The organism is Peristeroidobacter soli (assembly GCF_004138485.1).
GTDB lineage: Bacteria > Pseudomonadota > Gammaproteobacteria > Steroidobacterales > Steroidobacteraceae > Steroidobacter > Steroidobacter soli.
Genome location: NZ_ML142848.1, coordinates 719,175 through 733,861 on the forward strand (window position 1 = coordinate 719,175; position 14,687 = coordinate 733,861).

The window sequence follows — 14,687 nt, forward strand, 5'->3', positions numbered from 1 at the left end:
TTAGTGTGGTCATTGGGGTAGTGGGACGCGAGCGGCAAAACCTTGATTGTCGATCTGGAAATCAAGGAATTTGCCCGAACGCCCCACTAAGGTGTACTAGAGGGGTCCATCTGCGAAGGCCATGACACAGGCGAAAGCGAAACATCTCGATGCGGCGGCCCGGCTGGCGGCGGTCGCATTCCAGAAGTACGAGGGAGCCCTGCACCGCTATGTACTGCGCCGGCTGCGGCGACCGCAATCGGCGCCCGACATCACTCAGGACATCTTCGAGCGCTTTCTGAAAGTCAATCGCGCCGACGCCATTCGCAATCCCCAGGCCTACCTGTTCGGGATCGCCGCCCATGTCCTGAGCGAAGCCCACTATCACCAGGAGCACGACCCGGTGACCTACGACTCGGAGCTGCTCGAGAAGCGCACCGAGGTCGCGGGCTGCGGCAGTCCGGATGAATTGACCGACACACTGGCTATGCAAAGGGATCTGCTGGAGGCACTCAGGGCGCTCCCCGACAACCATCTGGTCGCGGTGCTGCTGGTGAAAGGCGAAGGCCTGTCCTACGAGGAGGCGGCCCGTGCCGCCGGCTTCACCGAAAGCACCATCGGCACCTATCTCACGCATGCTCGGGCCAAATTGAAGCTGATGCTCGAGGAGTACTACAGCGGCACGGAGTCACCGCCATGACCCTGGTCCAGAAACAGATCGATCGGTTGCTGGCGCAGCGGGCTTCCGAATGGGTGGAAATACTGAAGACGGCCGGGCCCGCCGAGCACGAGGCCTTCGTGGACTGGCTACGCGAGTCGCGACGGCACGTCGAGGAATTCCTGACCGTCGTCGCGCTCGACCGTGAGCTGGACGGCCTCGACATGCAAGGCCGTTTCGACAAGGACGCATTACTGAGCCGCGTCTCTGCCACCGTCGCTCCGCTGCCATTGCCCGTGATGGAACCCGCGAGCCGCGTGACGAAAGCACAACGTTTCACTCGCCGCCGCTGGGCAGCCGCGCTGGTTGCCGGCCTGGCCGTTGCACTCGTCGGCCTGCTGTTCGCGGCCGACTTCATCGTGCCCGCGCAGAATTTCGTCACAGCGCCCGGCGTGCGTCAGTCCATCGAGTTACAGGACGGCTCGGTCGTGCAACTGAATGCGGACTCTCATGTGCGGGTACGCATGTATCGATCGGCGCGAGAGCTGGAGCTGCTGAGAGGCGAAGCGCTGTTCAAGGTGGCGCACGACACGAATCGCCCGTTCCGCGTTCACGCCGGCAATGCAGTGGTTCAGGCGTTGGGCACGCAGTTCAACGTCAGCACCCAATCCTCCGGCACGGTCGTCTCGGTGGTCGAAGGCAAAGTGCGGGTATCGAATGAAACATCCGACAGCCCCGCGCCACCGGTCGACGCGCTGATCGCCGGCCAACAAGCGGTGATTGCGCCAACCGGAACCATTACGCGCAATGAAACGGTCGACGTGAAGCAGGCGCTGACCTGGCAGCCGCAACGCCTGGTATTCCGGAAGACGCCGCTGGAAGAGATCGCGCAACAGTTCAACAGTCACAACGTGACGCCGAAGCTGCGCCTGATCGGTATCGAGCGCGACTCGCACCACTACTCGGCAACCTTCGATGCCGACGATCCGCAGTCCTTCGGCGCTCTGTTGGAGAAGGAGCCGGACCTGGCTGTCGAGTGGCGTCCGGGCGAGATCCTGATCCGCCGGCGGTAGCTGCTACCCCTCGACCTGTTGCGTTTCCTGACGGCCACCTGACGCAATCAGCCGGCGGGCTGTCAGGCGACGCTGGGCACACTGCCGACTCACGTCGACAGTACTGCTCCCCATGCCCCGATTCTCGTCTCTCTTATTACTCGGCCTGCTCGCACTGACCCCCATGGTCCGTGGCGACGACCTGATGACGTCCTGGCAGGCGGCGCGCGAGTACGACGCCAACTTCGCCGCCGCCCAGGACACGCTGGCGGCGGGCATCGAACAAGCGAACCTGGCGACCGCAGCCGTGCTGCCCCAACTCGACCTCATCGGCTCGGGCGAGCACCGCGACGAAGACTACCGCTCGGGCAATCCCGAGCCGAAGGCCAGCGAGCGCACTTCGGGTCGTATAGGCGGGTGGTCGGTGTCGCTGTCGCAGCCCCTCTACGACGCCAATGCCTTCGCCGACCGGGCGCAGCTGCTCAAAGGAGCCGACAGAGCGCGAATCGCGTTCCGTGTCGCCGAGCAGGACCTGATCCTGCGCACGACGCAGGCCTGCTTCGATGTGCTGCTCGCGCAGAACAATCTGACCCTGGTGCGTGCCCAGAAGGATGCGATCAGTCAGCAGCTCGCGCAGGCGAAGAAAACGTTTGCGCTCGGGCTTGCGACGATCACCGACACCGATGAAGCGCAGGCCCGCTACGACACGATCATCGCAGCCGAGATCGCCGCCCGCAGCGACCTTCAGGTCAAAGCCGCTGCCTACACCAACTTGACCGGCCTCGATCCCGCTCAGCTGCGAACCATCGGCGACACCACGCCGGCCATCGATCCGCCGCGCGACACACTCGCCACCTTCCTGGAACAAGCCGAGCGCAACAACCTGACGCTGCGGTCCGAACAACTGGGCCTGGACATCGCCCGGGCCGAGATCGATCGCTATCGCCTGTCGCACTCCCCGGTGGTCGCGCTGGTCGCCAGTTATGGTCACGACATCGAAGACGGCAGCATCTCCTCTTCGGGTTGGCGCGATCGCACTGACACCGGCGTGGTCGGCGTACAAGTGACCGTTCCTTTATTCAGTGGCGGCGCGCGACAGTCCCGGCTGCGTCAGGCCAAGGCGACCGCCAGTGCAAGTGCCAACACGCTCGAAGCTCTGCGACGCGACGTGAAACTGCAGACTCAGCAGTTCTATCTCGATGTCGTCAGCGGCGCCGCCCGGCTGCGCGCCCTGGATCAAGCACGCATCTCTGGCGCGTCGGCGCTACAGTCGAGCAAGACCGGCCGAGATGTCGGCGTGCGCACCACCCTCGATGTGCTCAACGCCGAGCAGGCGTACTACCAGACGCTCTACGACCGCACCTCGGCCCGCTATCAATATCTGTTCAGCCGTCTGCAACTCGCCGCCTCGCTCGGCGAGCTCACCGAGCGGCAGCTGGCTATGGTCAATACCTGGCTCGACTCCCCTCCTTTCACCGCTCCCGCCGAGATGCTGCCGTGATGTCGCTCAGGAAACATTGGTTTTGGGGGGCCGCCGCGCTCGTGATCCTCGGCGCGGGACTGGCCACACAACAGGGCAATCAAGCGGCCGCCAAGAGCGATCGTCCCAAACTGCTGCCGGCAGTGCGTGTCGGTACGGCACAGACGCTCGACCTGCCGGTGCAAATCCAGGGTCAGGGCCATCTGGTCGCGCTGAACCGGGTCGACGTGCGCCCGCAGATCACCGGAATCATTCGCACCGTGCACTTTCGCGAAGGCGACGATATCCGGGCCGGGCAACTGCTGTTCGAAATCGATCCGTCGGAGGCCAAGGCGCAGCTCAGCCGCACGCAAGCGCAGGCAGCGCAGATCAAAGCGCAACTGGACGACGCCGATCGCGACTATCACCGTTCCACCGAACTGGTGAAAGCCGGTTTCATTTCACCGAGCGCCGCCGACACCAGCGCGAGCAAAGTGGCATCGTTGCGTGCCCAATATGAAGCGGCGCTCGCCGAGGCCGAAACCGCCAAAGTGCAGCTCGGTCATACGCGCATCCTCTCGCCGATCGCGGCACGCGCCGGTGCGGTCGATGTTCATCCCGGCAGCCTCGCCGAGATCGGCGGCTCGTTGCCGCTCGTCACGCTGCTGCAGTTCGATCCAATCGGCGTGGAATTCAGTCTGCCCGAATCCCAACTCAACTCGATCCTCAAGGGACGCAGCGAACGGGCCCTGCACATCCAGTTGAACACTCCCGACGGCCAGCAGGTCGAAGGCAAGCTCACATTCATCGACAACACCGTCAATCGCAATACCGGCACCATCAACCTCAAAGCCAGTTTCCCCAATGCCACGGGCACGCTGTGGCCCGGCGCGTTCGTGCGGGTGGACTTGCAGGCCGGCCTCGACCGCAACGCCACCGTGTTGCCGCCACAAGCATTGCTGCAGGGACCGGCGGGTCATTTCGTCTACGTGCTCAACGACGCCAACGAAGTGAACGCGCAACCCGTCACGCTGTTACGAATTCAGGATGAACGAGCCGTCGTCGAAGGGTTGTCCGGCACACCGCGCGTGGTGATCGAAGGCAACCGCAATCTTCGTGCCGGCATGAAAGTTCAGGTGCGCTCATGAATCTCTCCCGCCTGTGCCTGCGCCGTCCAGTGGCAACCTCGCTGCTGTGGCTGGCAGTCGTCGTCGCTGGCCTCGCCAGCTGGACACAGCTGCCGATCGCGGCGCTGCCTAAATATGAAACGCCCAACATTCAAGTGAAGGCGGTGCTGTCCGGCGCCAGTCCCGAAACCATGGCGAGCTCGATCGCGACCCCGCTGGAGAAACAGTTCTCGGCGATCGCCGGCCTGGTGCGCACCTCGTCCACGAGCATTCAAGGAGAAACCAAGATCCAGCTCGAATTCGATTCTTCACGCAGCATCGATTCGGCGGCCACGGAAGTGCAGGCCGCGCTGTCGAATGCGACTCGTCAGCTGCCGCCCGAAATGAAAACGCCGCCGAGCTATTCGCGTGTGAATCCCGGCGACGCGCCGATCCTCACCTTGGGCCTGAGCTCGCCCACCATGACGTTGGGCCAGTTGAACGCCTATATCGACAATCTGGTCGTCCCGGCGATGTCCGCGGTGAGCGGCGTGGCACAAGTGAACATCAAAGGTCACAAACGATTCGCGGTACGTGCCGAGATCGATCCGGAGCGATTGACCGCACTGAATCTCACGCTGGATGAAGTCAGCGCGGCGTTGCAGTCCGCAAACTCCAATACGCCGCTCGGCCAGTTGGACAACGCACGGCAAATGTTGTCCCTGCAGATGCCCAACCAGCTCAAAGTCGCCGACGACTTCGCGCGAGTGGTCGTTGCCACGCGCGATGGTCAGATCATCCGGCTCAGCGATGTGGCCACGGTCCGCGACAGCATCGAGAACACTCAGAGCACCAGCGACGTGAACGGCGAGGACGCGGTGCTGGTCGAAATCAACCGCCTGCCGGAAGCGAACACGGTCGCCACCGTTCAGGCGATTCGCGAGCTGCTGCCCCGGCTGCAACAGCAATTGCCCGCCTCCATCAAGATCGTCGAGTTGAACGACCGCTCGCGGTCCATTCGCGAAGCGATCCACGACGTTTATCTGACGATGTTGCTGACGGTCGCGCTGGTGGTACTGGTGATCCTGCTGTTCCTGCGTCACGGCCGCGCGACGTTGATTCCCGCGCTCAGCCTGCCCATCTCCTTGCTCGGCACGTTCGGACTGATGCATCTGCTGGAACTGAGCCTGAACAGCATCTCGTTGATGGGCCTGACCATTGCCGTCGGCCTGGTGGTCGACGACGCCATCGTGGTGCTGGAGAACATCATGCGGCACATCGAAGAAGGCATGCCGGTGCGAGAAGCGACGCTGCGGGGTGCCGGCGAAGTCGGCTTCACCGTGCTCTCGATCTCACTGTCGCTGGTCGCCGCGTTCATTCCCATCTTCTTCCTGCCGGGCACCGTGGGCGCCCTGTTTCATGAGTTCGCCGTCGTGGTCTCGTTGTCGATTCTGGTCTCCGCGGCGGTGGCGCTCACCTTGATTCCGGTGCTCGTGCCGGCCCTGCTGAAACATCGGACAGCCAAGGTGCACGAGCCGCGATGGGCGCGATATACGGAACAGGCGATCCAGGCGACCACGCGTGCCTATGGCCGACTGCTCGACGTCGCGCTTGCTCGCCGCGGGTTCGTACTCGCTCTGGGCGCGTCCACCATTGCACTCACCGTCTGGCTGTACATGATCGCCCCCAAAGGCTTCTTCCCTCAGGAAGACACGGGACAGATCGAAACCAAAGTGATCACGTCCCAGGACATGTCGTATGAAGGCCGGCTCGCCATCATTCGCCAGCTGCAAGCGGTGTTGCGGAAGGAGCCCGCGATCGCCACGCTGGCGTCCAAAGTCGACCACGACACCACGCGCCTCACCATCGGCCTGAAAGCTCGCAATCAGCGCCCTGCGATGGCGGACGTTCTGCAGAGCCTGCGTGAGCATTCGAATTTCCTGCCGGGCGTGCGCGTCACCTTCAGCCCGGTGCAGAACCTCAAGGTTGGCTCGGGCAGCTCGGCGAGCGCCAACCAATACATCCTGCAATCGGTGGGCAGCGATGAGCTGAACCGCTGGGGCGATGCTCTGCTGGACGAGTTGCGCAAGTCGCCGGTATTCGCGGAACTGCAGAACGATCTGGAACGCGAAGGATTGCAGATCACGCTCGACATCGATTATCCGCGAGCCGCGCAGCTCGGCGTGGACATGAGCAACATTCGCAGCACGCTCTACTCCGCTTTCGGCACGCGCCAGGTGTCGTCGATCTATGCACCCGCCGATACGTATCAGGTCATCCTCGAAGTCGCGCCCGAACGCCGGCGCGATGAAACCGACCTGTCGCGTCTGTACGTTCGCAACGGCACCGGCGGACTGGTGCCGCTGAGCTCTTTCGCTCGCATGGTCCGCGAGCGTGGCGTGCTGGCGGTCGAGCACGAATCGCAACTGCCCGCCATCACGTTCTCGTTCGAGCTCGCACCCGGCAAGTCGCTGTCCGATGCTTCCGTGGCGATCGATCACGCGCGTGAAGCGATCGACATGCCGACCACGATCTTCGGCAAGTTCGGCGGCCAGGCTGCGTTGTTCGCCCAGTCCCAGCATACCAACCTGTGGCTGATCCTGATCGCCGTGGGTGTCGTCTACGTGGTGCTCGGCATGCTGTATGAAAGCTGGATCCATCCGGCGACCATTCTGCTCGGCATTCCCTCCGCCGCGCTCGGTGCCCTGCTCTGCTTGCGGCTGGTCGGCATGGAACTGACGGTGACGGCGATGATCGGCGTGCTGCTACTCATCGGCATCGTCAAGAAGAACGCCATCATGATGATCGACTTCGCCATCGAGCTGCGACGGAGCAACTCGATGGGCGCCGCGCAGGCCATCCGTCAGGCCTGCTTGCTGCGCTTCCGTCCCATCATGATGACGACGCTGTGCGCGCTCATGGGTGCCTTGCCGATGGCTCTGGGGATCGGCGCCGGCGCCGAGATTCGTCAACCTCTCGGCGTCGTGGTGGTCGGTGGCCTGTTGATGTCGCAGCTGATCACGCTGTTCATCACGCCGGTGCTGTACGTCACCTTCGACCGACGCAACAAATCGACGGTGCGTGAGCTCGATTACTCGAAACCACCCTGGCCTGGATCTGAGCCGCGACCAACGGCTCCCATAACTTGGGATTGACGACCGCCACGGCCTCGGCCTGTTCATTCCAATGGGGCACGAACTCACTGATGCCCTCGATCCAGTGCTGGCGCTGCGGATCGAAACGTTAGACGACAAGCCCTTCGATATCAGTCGGCAGTCGCGCTTACGTCACCAAGCTGCAACAATCGCGATTCGCCACGTTACGCGGCGCTCGAGGAGACTTCCGATGGGATTACAAATGAACTGGCTGCACTGGGCTCTGGCGTCCGCAGTGTTCGCGGCACTCACCGCGATCTTTGCCAAGGTCGGCCTGGAAGGCATCAACTCGGATATCGCGACGATGATCCGCGCCATCATCATTGCGCTGTTGCTGGCGGCGTTCGTTCGATATAGCGGCCAGTGGGTGAACCCACTCACCTTCTCCGCGCGCAACTGGACCTTCCTGGTGTTGTCGGCGTTGGCGACCGGCGCGTCCTGGGTCTGCTACTTTCGAGCCCTGCAGTTGGGCGAGGCGTCCAAGGTCGCGCCCATCGACAAGCTCAGCGTGATCCTGGTGGCGATCTTTGCAGTCACGTTTCTTGGCGAGCGTCCGGCACTCAAGGACTGGGCCGGCATCTCGCTGGTCGGTGCGGGCGTGTTGTTACTTGCGATCAAGCGCTGAGAAGGTTCTAGCAGGCGGTCCGCGGCCACAGGCGGGCTTTGAAGCCCACCGTGTACAGTGTGAGCGAGATCGCCCACACCAGGAACGCACTCCAGATATCGTGAGACACGAAGTGCGCACCACGCGATTGTTGCGCGATTCCGAAGATCAGCCCGCCCAGGATTCCGGTCGCCAAACCAAGACGTGCCCAGCGGCGGTTGCGCTCACGAAAGACGAACCAGAATGCGAGCAGCGCGTATCCCGAACTTGCATGCGCCGCCGGGAAACACTGGCCGTGCTTCATGCCCTCCGGGCGGGGCGAGAACAGGTGGACATACGGCATCTCGCCACCGAACTCGCTCAACGCTCGCGGACAGTGCACATTGGTTGCGGTCTTCAGCAGCCCCACCGTGCCAATCGACAACAGCAGCGCAAGTACCAGGTAGCCCGCCGGACGCCGCCACTCCCGCCAGCGAGGCTTGTAGAAGCTCAGCCCCCACACGATCAGCGCCGCCAGCGCGATCAGCCGTAACAACCATTGCCCGCCGGTGTGGACGATCTCATTTGTGAGCAGGCTGCGCGCGCCAATCCACCGTCCGCTCGCCCCGTCGAAGAACAGTGCGTGCGCGATATCCACATCCAACAGGGAAAAACTGAACAGCGCAGCCGACAGCACGAACAGGATCAAGGGGACCCGCAGCAGCCGCCACCACAACTGCCTCGGTCCTTCAGCGTCGTTCATCGTCATCTGCAAGGCCGCCCTCTAGAATTGCTGTTTTGTTTCGACGATCAGCTGCATGTTGCTGATCGAGTTGTCGCCGTCCAGCGGGAATGCCAGATCGACGTGAATCACGTTGCCCAGGCCCGAGCGAGTATTGCCGATCCGCAGCCCGACGCCCACATCCTTCAACAACCCCAGGTTCGAATCACCCACCGGATTGTTGCCCCAGGTACGTCCGACGTCGAAAAACGCGGCGCCGCCGATACGAAACAGACGAAATGGATACCAGTCCGTGAAATAACGCTGTTCCAGCGTGAGCAGCGCCGAAGACGTTCCGGCCTGATAACGCAACGGATAGCCGCGCAGACCATTGTCCCCGCCCAACAGGTTCTGATGATCCAGATCCAGATTGCGCGCGGCAACGCCCTCGATGCTGGCGAAGAACAACGCCTTTTTCGATTGCGGGACGTAGTAGCGTGCAGTCACGTCCATGATCGTGTCGTGCAACGCTCCCTCTTCCAGTCGTCCCGCCAGCGCGCCGTTGAGCAACAGCGTCGAAGCTTCGCCTACCCGAAATCCCCGACCCGCCTTGGTCGCGAACATCAGCGCTTCGCGATCCGAGCCCAGCGCACGATCGGCCCAGCCCAGCATCGCGCTCCAGCTGGCGCCGAGATGAAAATCTTCGGTACGCCCGATCTGGTCACGATTGTGCTCCTTGACGAAATCGTCCTGCACCAGCTCGAAGCCGATCCACGGATAGACCAGCCGGCGATCCTCGGGAATCAATTGCGAGGGTGTCGAGCCGGGCACGGGGGAAAAGGATTCGTCGTCGTAAGTGATGCCGCTGGTCCAGCGCCGCGTCCAGCCGTTGACCAGTCCCGCCGACCAGCCTCCGTAGGCCGTGGCCACCTGCTTGGAGTTGCGAAACTCATCGACGACGTGCCCGCGATCGTACAGGGATTCGATACGGTCATCGTCCATGGCCGCCACGCCAAAGGCATTGCGCGTCGTCAGCGAATAAAACGGCCGGTCCAGCTTGAAGCCGCGCGTCGAACCATCGCTGTTGTTCGAGTAATTCGCGGTCAGCGATGCCCAGGTGCCGGCCAGATGAGGATCCTTGTACTCCAGCTCGTCGGAACTGCGATCGATGCCCGACTTGTGAGACAGGGAAATCGACGTGCCCGTCCCCAGGATGTTCAGCTCCTCGAGCTCGAACCCCGAAGTATTCTTGCCGCCGTGACGACCGAAGGAAACGCCGGGGCTGAGCGTCCAGACATCGCGCGTGGTCACGCGCAGATCGACCACTCCATCGTGATAGGCAATCGGGCGGATGGAGGCGTCGTAGAGATAGCGGGCCGAGCGCAGGATCCGCTCCGACTCATCGACACTCTGCTGCGAATAGCGCTCGCCCGGATGAAACAGCAGCTGCCGGCGAATCACCTGATCGCGCGTCTTGATCCGCAAGTTGTTGGCCAGCCGATAGAGCGCCTTGTCCTCCCGCGGGTCGGTGGTGTCGAAAACGTTCTGAGCATCGATGACGATCTGCCCGATGACGGCGCCACTACGTTCCAGCTCATCCGTCGACGGCACGGTATCCGCCGATTCCGCACTCGCGAGTGCAGCAGCAAGCAAGCCACTGACTGCCGCGAGCAGCAGAATGCGTCGAAACTGGGCCATGACACCGCCATCAGGTCGCCTTTCAGTTGGACGCCGCCGCGGCTCAGAATCATTCGCTGGCTTTTTAGTAGCGCCACAGCACGCCGATCGACGGAATGAGCGGCAGCCACGAATCCACTGCTTGCGAGTATTGCAGTGTGCCGTCCGCGTTGCGCTCGACCTCATATTCCATGCAGCACGGATTGTTCCGGCTCAGGGCATTGTTGACTTCGACAAAGACATCCAGCGCACCGCGGCTCAGCGCAAACGTCCGGGTCAGACGCGCATCCAGCGTATTGTAAAAATCGAAACGCTCGCCATTGCGGTGGGCCACCGAGATCGCCGGCGTGCCCGAAACCGAGCTCACGGTCAGCCCCGTCGTCGGCCAGCCGGTGTGATAGGAATTTGCAAGCGTCGCGCTCCACGGCCCTCGCGACCACGAGATGCCGACGTTGATGGCATGCGTTTGATCCCAGCTGCGCAGTACATTGACGCCAACGACCCGGTCCTCGACCCGCGACCATGCGTAGCTGAACCAACCACTCCATGAGCCATGCGGGCGCAGCCGTAACAGTAACTCGACGCCACGCGCCCGCGCGCTGTGCGCATCCACGAGAACACGATCGAATTCAGCCTCCGGAAACAGCACCAGAGGATCGAACAGATTCTCGAAGTGCGGTTGAATGTCTCGATAATATTTTCGGTACAGCTCCAGCCGCAGATCGACGCCGTTCTCGAACGAATGATCCAGGCCGAGGATGGCATGGTCCGCATGCTGCACCGGATAGAAACGGTCGATCCCATCCTCGACCTGCAGCTCGTTGACCCCCTGTGACTGAAAGAACCGTCCCCAACTCGCTCGAACGCGCGTGCTCGCGCCGAGCGTGTACATGACACTCAGGCGTGGGCTCCACTGCTCACCGTCGTCCGAGTCATCGTAGGTCTGGGTGTCGACACGCATTCCGCCTTGAAGCATCCAACGTCGGCTGAGCGTGGCACGCACATCCCAGTAGGCCGACGTTTCATAACCCTCCGGCGCCGGCGACAGAACCCGCTGCAATGCCCGGGCGGGCGAGCCCGGAAAGGGATAGTCCGGCTCGAAACGCATCTGGCTGCGATAGTCGTAACGCCCGGTGAGATAGCGGCCCTCGACACCGAAGCGATGATCTAGCGTTGCACCCGTCCACCGGTTCTCGAGTCGCAACCCCAGAATGCGAAAGTTACGTTCGTCGGCCACGCCACCGGCGCGGCGCCCCGGCTCCTCGACGCTCGCTTCACGCTCATTGAACAGCTCGGTATAGGAAGCAATCAGTCGACTGCTGGCCGCGTCCGACCATTCATGCTCCACCGTGCCCCACCCATATACGTTGTTGTATTCGGCGCTCGCCGATTGAGTGCCTGCGGCATTGGTCGCCGTGATGCCGTCGTGCGACAGCAAGGTATTGAAGGCGACGCGCGTGGCATCGCTGACTTGGTACTCCACGCGGGCAAATGCGTCGGAATAGTCCGGCCTGCCGAACTCGTTGCCGGCGACTCGCGCGAGGTCGCCGACATTGCCGCGCCGGGCGGACACCAGAAAGCGTCCGCGGTCGTCGTCGAACTGTAGTGCGGCCAGCGCGCTGGTGTGAAACACGTTGAGGCCCACCTCGTAGTAGCGCGGCCGGTCCGGTTGAATCGTGCTCGCGTCCACGATGGCGCTCATGCGGTCGCCATAGATCGCGGGAAAGCCGCCCGAGTAGAACTCCATGCCGGCGATGACGCGTGAGTCGAGCAGACTGACGGGGCTCAGGAAGTTCTTCAGATGAAATGGCTCATACAGCCGCAGACCATTCAAAATGATCGCCGTCTCGCCGGGCGCGCCGCCGCGCACCGAGGCCAGGCTGGAGAATCCATTGCTCGCCGACCCGGGCAAGCGCTCGATGGCTCGCAGAGTCTCATCCGCGAGCCTGGGGATGTTTTTCAGCTGTTCCTGGGTCAGGAACGTATTCGCAGCCACATCGGACGGGGTCAGCGTGTAACGGCTGGTCTGCACCACCACTTCTTCGGGCCTGATGAAACGCGCCGGACTCTCCTGCGTCGTCACCGCCCGCTTCACGGCCGTTGGATCGGCAACCACCGCGTATACCCGCTGAACTACAGGGGACAGACTCAATCCGTGCGGGCCGAGGATTGCGCGGGCCAACTCGACACCGCTGCTCACGGCGGGCTCTTGCTCGACGCGTAGCTCTCGCGGCACGAGTTGGGAGCTGTAGATGAAGGTCAGCCCCTCGCCGCGCAGCTCGTCCAGGATCTGCGCCACCGGACGTCCCTGGTACTCCGCGAATGCCGCATCGCCCATCAGAAGACCAGCCACGCCACAGAGCGTCATCCAAGGCGCAGCTGGCCACGAACACATGCCTCATCGATTCCTTGGTGGTATTGGGGTGAGACGACAGCCGGCCTAATAGCATGCGGCATGTCGGAAAAAAATCGTTTTGGCGATTCGCCATCGATCTCGATGAAGCACGATTGATTGTTGCGACGGCGTCGTCTAACGCCAATGCCGATTGAAAACTCGAAGAAGGGGCATGTCCCGGCCCGCCGTATGATTCGCGCACGTCGTGTCGTCCCACGGCACGATGAATAGCACCACGTCCCCCGAAAGCATCGATCAATTGTCGGTGGCGTTGTGCTCATCGCAGGACCGGGCGCTCGTGGCCGGGGTATTGCAGGGCGACCAGCGTGCCTTCAATGAGTTCTTCAACACCTACTTCGCGCGGGTCTACCGCTTTGCCCTGCCTCGCCTGAATCGCGACCACGATGCCGCGCGCGAGGTCGTGCAGGCGACGCTCGTGAAAGGGCTCCGGGCGCTGCCCGGCTTTCGTTTCGACGCCACGCTGTTCACCTGGCTGTGTCAGATCTGCAGACGCCAGATCGCGGACTACGTGAAGGTCAACAGCCGTCTCCGAAACAACATCGTGCTGATCGAAGACAACCCCGAGATTCGCGACGCGCTCGAGGATGCAGAGGGAGCAGCGGAATCGGATCCGCAGCATGCGTATAGCGCCGAGGAACGACGCCACCTGGTTCGCAACATCCTCGATCACTTGCCGGCACGCTATGGCGACGTGCTGGAGTGGAAGTACATCGATGGACACAGCGTCGAGGAAATCGGCGCCCGTCTGGGCCTGGGCCACGGCGCGGCTCAGTCGCTGCTGGCGCGCGCCCGCGTAGCCTTTCGCCAGGCCGTCGAGACCGTATTCGGCTCAACCGCGGACGACATTCTCGCGGGCATGCAATGAGATCCATCCTATGAACATCATTCCTGACTCCTCACCGGATGATGACCGCACCATCGGTGCGCTGTTGCGGCGGGCTGGGGCACGCGATCTGCCACCGGCACACGTACAAAAGATTGTCTGGACCGCCGTCCACGCCGATTGGCAAGATATGATGGACGGACGCAAGCAACGTCGACGCCGCATCCTCGGCTGGAGCGTCGCTGCGGGCGTCGCCATCGTCGCATGCATCACAATGTTCGTAGTGGAACCCGCACCGATGACGGTCGCCACCATCGAACATATCGACGGACGATTGATCGCTTCGAGCAGCAAGGGTGCCTTGCCTGCTATCGCGCCGGGCGGACTCGTGGTGCCGGGCGAATCGCTGCGGACCGATGCTCACAGTCGTGCCGCGCTACGCTGGCCGGGCGGGCTATCGCTCCGTCTCGATCACGAGACCGCAATCACACTGCAATCTCCCACCCGCCTCGCACTCGTTCACGGCACCGTGTATGTCGATGCGCCCGATCACGACGACGCGCTGTCGATCGCAACGTCGTTCGGCACCGTGCATCACATCGGAACCCAGTACATGGTGGTCGCGCGACCCGGTCTGCTCGATGTGAGTATTCGCGAAGGCCGAGTCTCGATCGACAGCAACGAATCGTCATTGATCGCCTCGGCGGGCGAACGCATCCGCGTGAACGCGGAAGGAACCGTCGAGCGCACGACCATCAGCGCCACCGATGATTCCTGGCAATGGACCGTCTCGGCCACGCCGGCATTTACAATCGACAATCAGCCTCTGGCTGCTTTTCTCGCGTGGATTTCCCGACAGACCGGGCGCCCGGTGGTGTTCGCTTCCCCGCAGGCCAGGACCGCGGCCTCCCAGGTCATTCTCAAAGGATCGATCGAAGGCCTGGACCTGGACACAGCGCTGTCCGTGGTGCTCTCCACGACGCGACTGCACCGCTATCCCACCAAAGACGATTCGATAGGCATCGCATTGACCAAGCCGTAGCTGTCAGATTCCTATC

General features: G+C 62.7%; 11 protein-coding genes and 1 pseudogene. 8 read left to right on the plus strand and 4 right to left on the minus strand.

What is annotated here, in order from left to right; genetic code table 11:
• Positions 1-121: 121 nt before the first annotated feature.
• The 5 genes from EKO19_RS02780 to EKO19_RS02800 all read left to right on the plus strand — a co-directional run bounded on the left by EKO19_RS02780 (position 122) and on the right by EKO19_RS02800 (position 7,409).
• Positions 122-679 (plus strand): RNA polymerase sigma factor, encoded by a 558-nt coding sequence (locus tag EKO19_RS02780; RefSeq protein WP_129774874.1) that lies wholly within the window; start codon positions 122-124, stop codon positions 677-679.
• Positions 676-1,710, plus strand: a complete 1,035-nt coding sequence (locus EKO19_RS02785) for a FecR family protein (protein ID WP_129774875.1) — start codon at positions 676-678, stop codon at positions 1,708-1,710. The genes EKO19_RS02780 and EKO19_RS02785 overlap by 4 nt, the downstream gene beginning before the upstream one ends.
• A gap of 112 nt (positions 1,711-1,822) precedes the next feature.
• Positions 1,823-3,190, plus strand: a complete 1,368-nt coding sequence (locus EKO19_RS02790; RefSeq protein WP_129774876.1) for a TolC family outer membrane protein — start codon at positions 1,823-1,825, stop codon at positions 3,188-3,190.
• Positions 3,190-4,296 (plus strand): efflux RND transporter periplasmic adaptor subunit, encoded by a 1,107-nt coding sequence (locus EKO19_RS02795; protein ID WP_246038845.1) that lies wholly within the window; start codon positions 3,190-3,192, stop codon positions 4,294-4,296. The genes EKO19_RS02790 and EKO19_RS02795 overlap by 1 nt, the downstream gene beginning before the upstream one ends.
• Entirely contained in the window at positions 4,293-7,409 is a 3,117-nt protein-coding gene (locus EKO19_RS02800; RefSeq protein WP_129774878.1) for an efflux RND transporter permease subunit, read from the plus strand. The genes EKO19_RS02795 and EKO19_RS02800 overlap by 4 nt, the downstream gene beginning before the upstream one ends.
• Here EKO19_RS02800 and EKO19_RS39710 read toward each other — a convergent pair.
• Positions 7,402-7,449: pseudogene (locus tag EKO19_RS39710) on the minus strand (hypothetical protein); the annotation flags it as partial. The gene EKO19_RS02800 and the pseudogene EKO19_RS39710 sit on opposite strands and share 8 nt — an antisense overlap.
• A gap of 162 nt (positions 7,450-7,611) precedes the next feature.
• Between EKO19_RS39710 and EKO19_RS02805 the strand changes: the two are divergent.
• The gene (locus tag EKO19_RS02805; protein ID WP_246038815.1) at positions 7,612-8,034 is read left to right on the plus strand and encodes an EamA family transporter; all 423 of its coding nucleotides are present in this window, start codon (positions 7,612-7,614) and stop codon (positions 8,032-8,034) included.
• A gap of 7 nt (positions 8,035-8,041) precedes the next feature.
• On the opposite strand, the gene EKO19_RS02810 is transcribed toward EKO19_RS02805, so the two are convergent.
• From EKO19_RS02810 to EKO19_RS02820, 3 genes are all read right to left on the minus strand, one after another.
• On the minus strand, positions 8,042-8,755 hold the full coding sequence (locus EKO19_RS02810; protein WP_157995097.1) for a phosphatase PAP2 family protein: 714 nt from the start codon (positions 8,753-8,755) through the stop codon (positions 8,042-8,044).
• Between the two features lie 21 nt (positions 8,756-8,776).
• Positions 8,777-10,411, minus strand: coding sequence for a BamA/TamA family outer membrane protein (locus EKO19_RS02815; protein WP_157995098.1), 1,635 nt, complete (start codon positions 10,409-10,411; stop codon positions 8,777-8,779).
• 64 nt (positions 10,412-10,475) lie between these two features.
• Positions 10,476-12,743 (minus strand): TonB-dependent receptor plug domain-containing protein, encoded by a 2,268-nt coding sequence (locus tag EKO19_RS02820; protein WP_175596939.1) that lies wholly within the window; start codon positions 12,741-12,743, stop codon positions 10,476-10,478.
• A gap of 265 nt (positions 12,744-13,008) precedes the next feature.
• On the opposite strand from EKO19_RS02820, the gene EKO19_RS02825 reads away from it, so the two are divergent.
• A complete protein-coding gene (locus tag EKO19_RS02825) occupies positions 13,009-13,671 on the plus strand; it encodes an RNA polymerase sigma factor (protein ID WP_129774883.1) in 663 nt (220 codons plus the stop codon).
• 10 nt (positions 13,672-13,681) lie between these two features.
• The gene (locus tag EKO19_RS02830) at positions 13,682-14,671 is read left to right on the plus strand and encodes a FecR domain-containing protein (protein ID WP_129774884.1); all 990 of its coding nucleotides are present in this window, start codon (positions 13,682-13,684) and stop codon (positions 14,669-14,671) included.
• Positions 14,672-14,687 lie beyond the last annotated feature (16 nt).

Bases quoted from the DNA above. Each gene is read 5' to 3' on its own strand.
- EKO19_RS02780 (WP_129774874.1), top strand. From the start codon at position 122: ATGACACAGGCGAAAGCGAAACATCTCGATGCGGCGGCCCGGCTGGCG.
- EKO19_RS02785 (WP_129774875.1), top strand. From the start codon at position 676: ATGACCCTGGTCCAGAAACAGATCGATCGGTTGCTGGCGCAGCGGGCT.
- EKO19_RS02790 (WP_129774876.1), top strand. From the start codon at position 1,823: ATGCCCCGATTCTCGTCTCTCTTATTACTCGGCCTGCTCGCACTGACC.
- EKO19_RS02795 (WP_246038845.1), top strand. From the start codon at position 3,190: ATGTCGCTCAGGAAACATTGGTTTTGGGGGGCCGCCGCGCTCGTGATC.
- EKO19_RS02800 (WP_129774878.1), top strand. From the start codon at position 4,293: ATGAATCTCTCCCGCCTGTGCCTGCGCCGTCCAGTGGCAACCTCGCTG.
- EKO19_RS02805 (WP_246038815.1), top strand. From the start codon at position 7,612: ATGAACTGGCTGCACTGGGCTCTGGCGTCCGCAGTGTTCGCGGCACTC.
- EKO19_RS02810 (WP_157995097.1), bottom strand. From the start codon at position 8,755: ATGAACGACGCTGAAGGACCGAGGCAGTTGTGGTGGCGGCTGCTGCGG.
- EKO19_RS02815 (WP_157995098.1), bottom strand. From the start codon at position 10,411: ATGGCCCAGTTTCGACGCATTCTGCTGCTCGCGGCAGTCAGTGGCTTG.
- EKO19_RS02825 (WP_129774883.1), top strand. From the start codon at position 13,009: ATGAATAGCACCACGTCCCCCGAAAGCATCGATCAATTGTCGGTGGCG.
- EKO19_RS02830 (WP_129774884.1), top strand. From the start codon at position 13,682: ATGAACATCATTCCTGACTCCTCACCGGATGATGACCGCACCATCGGT.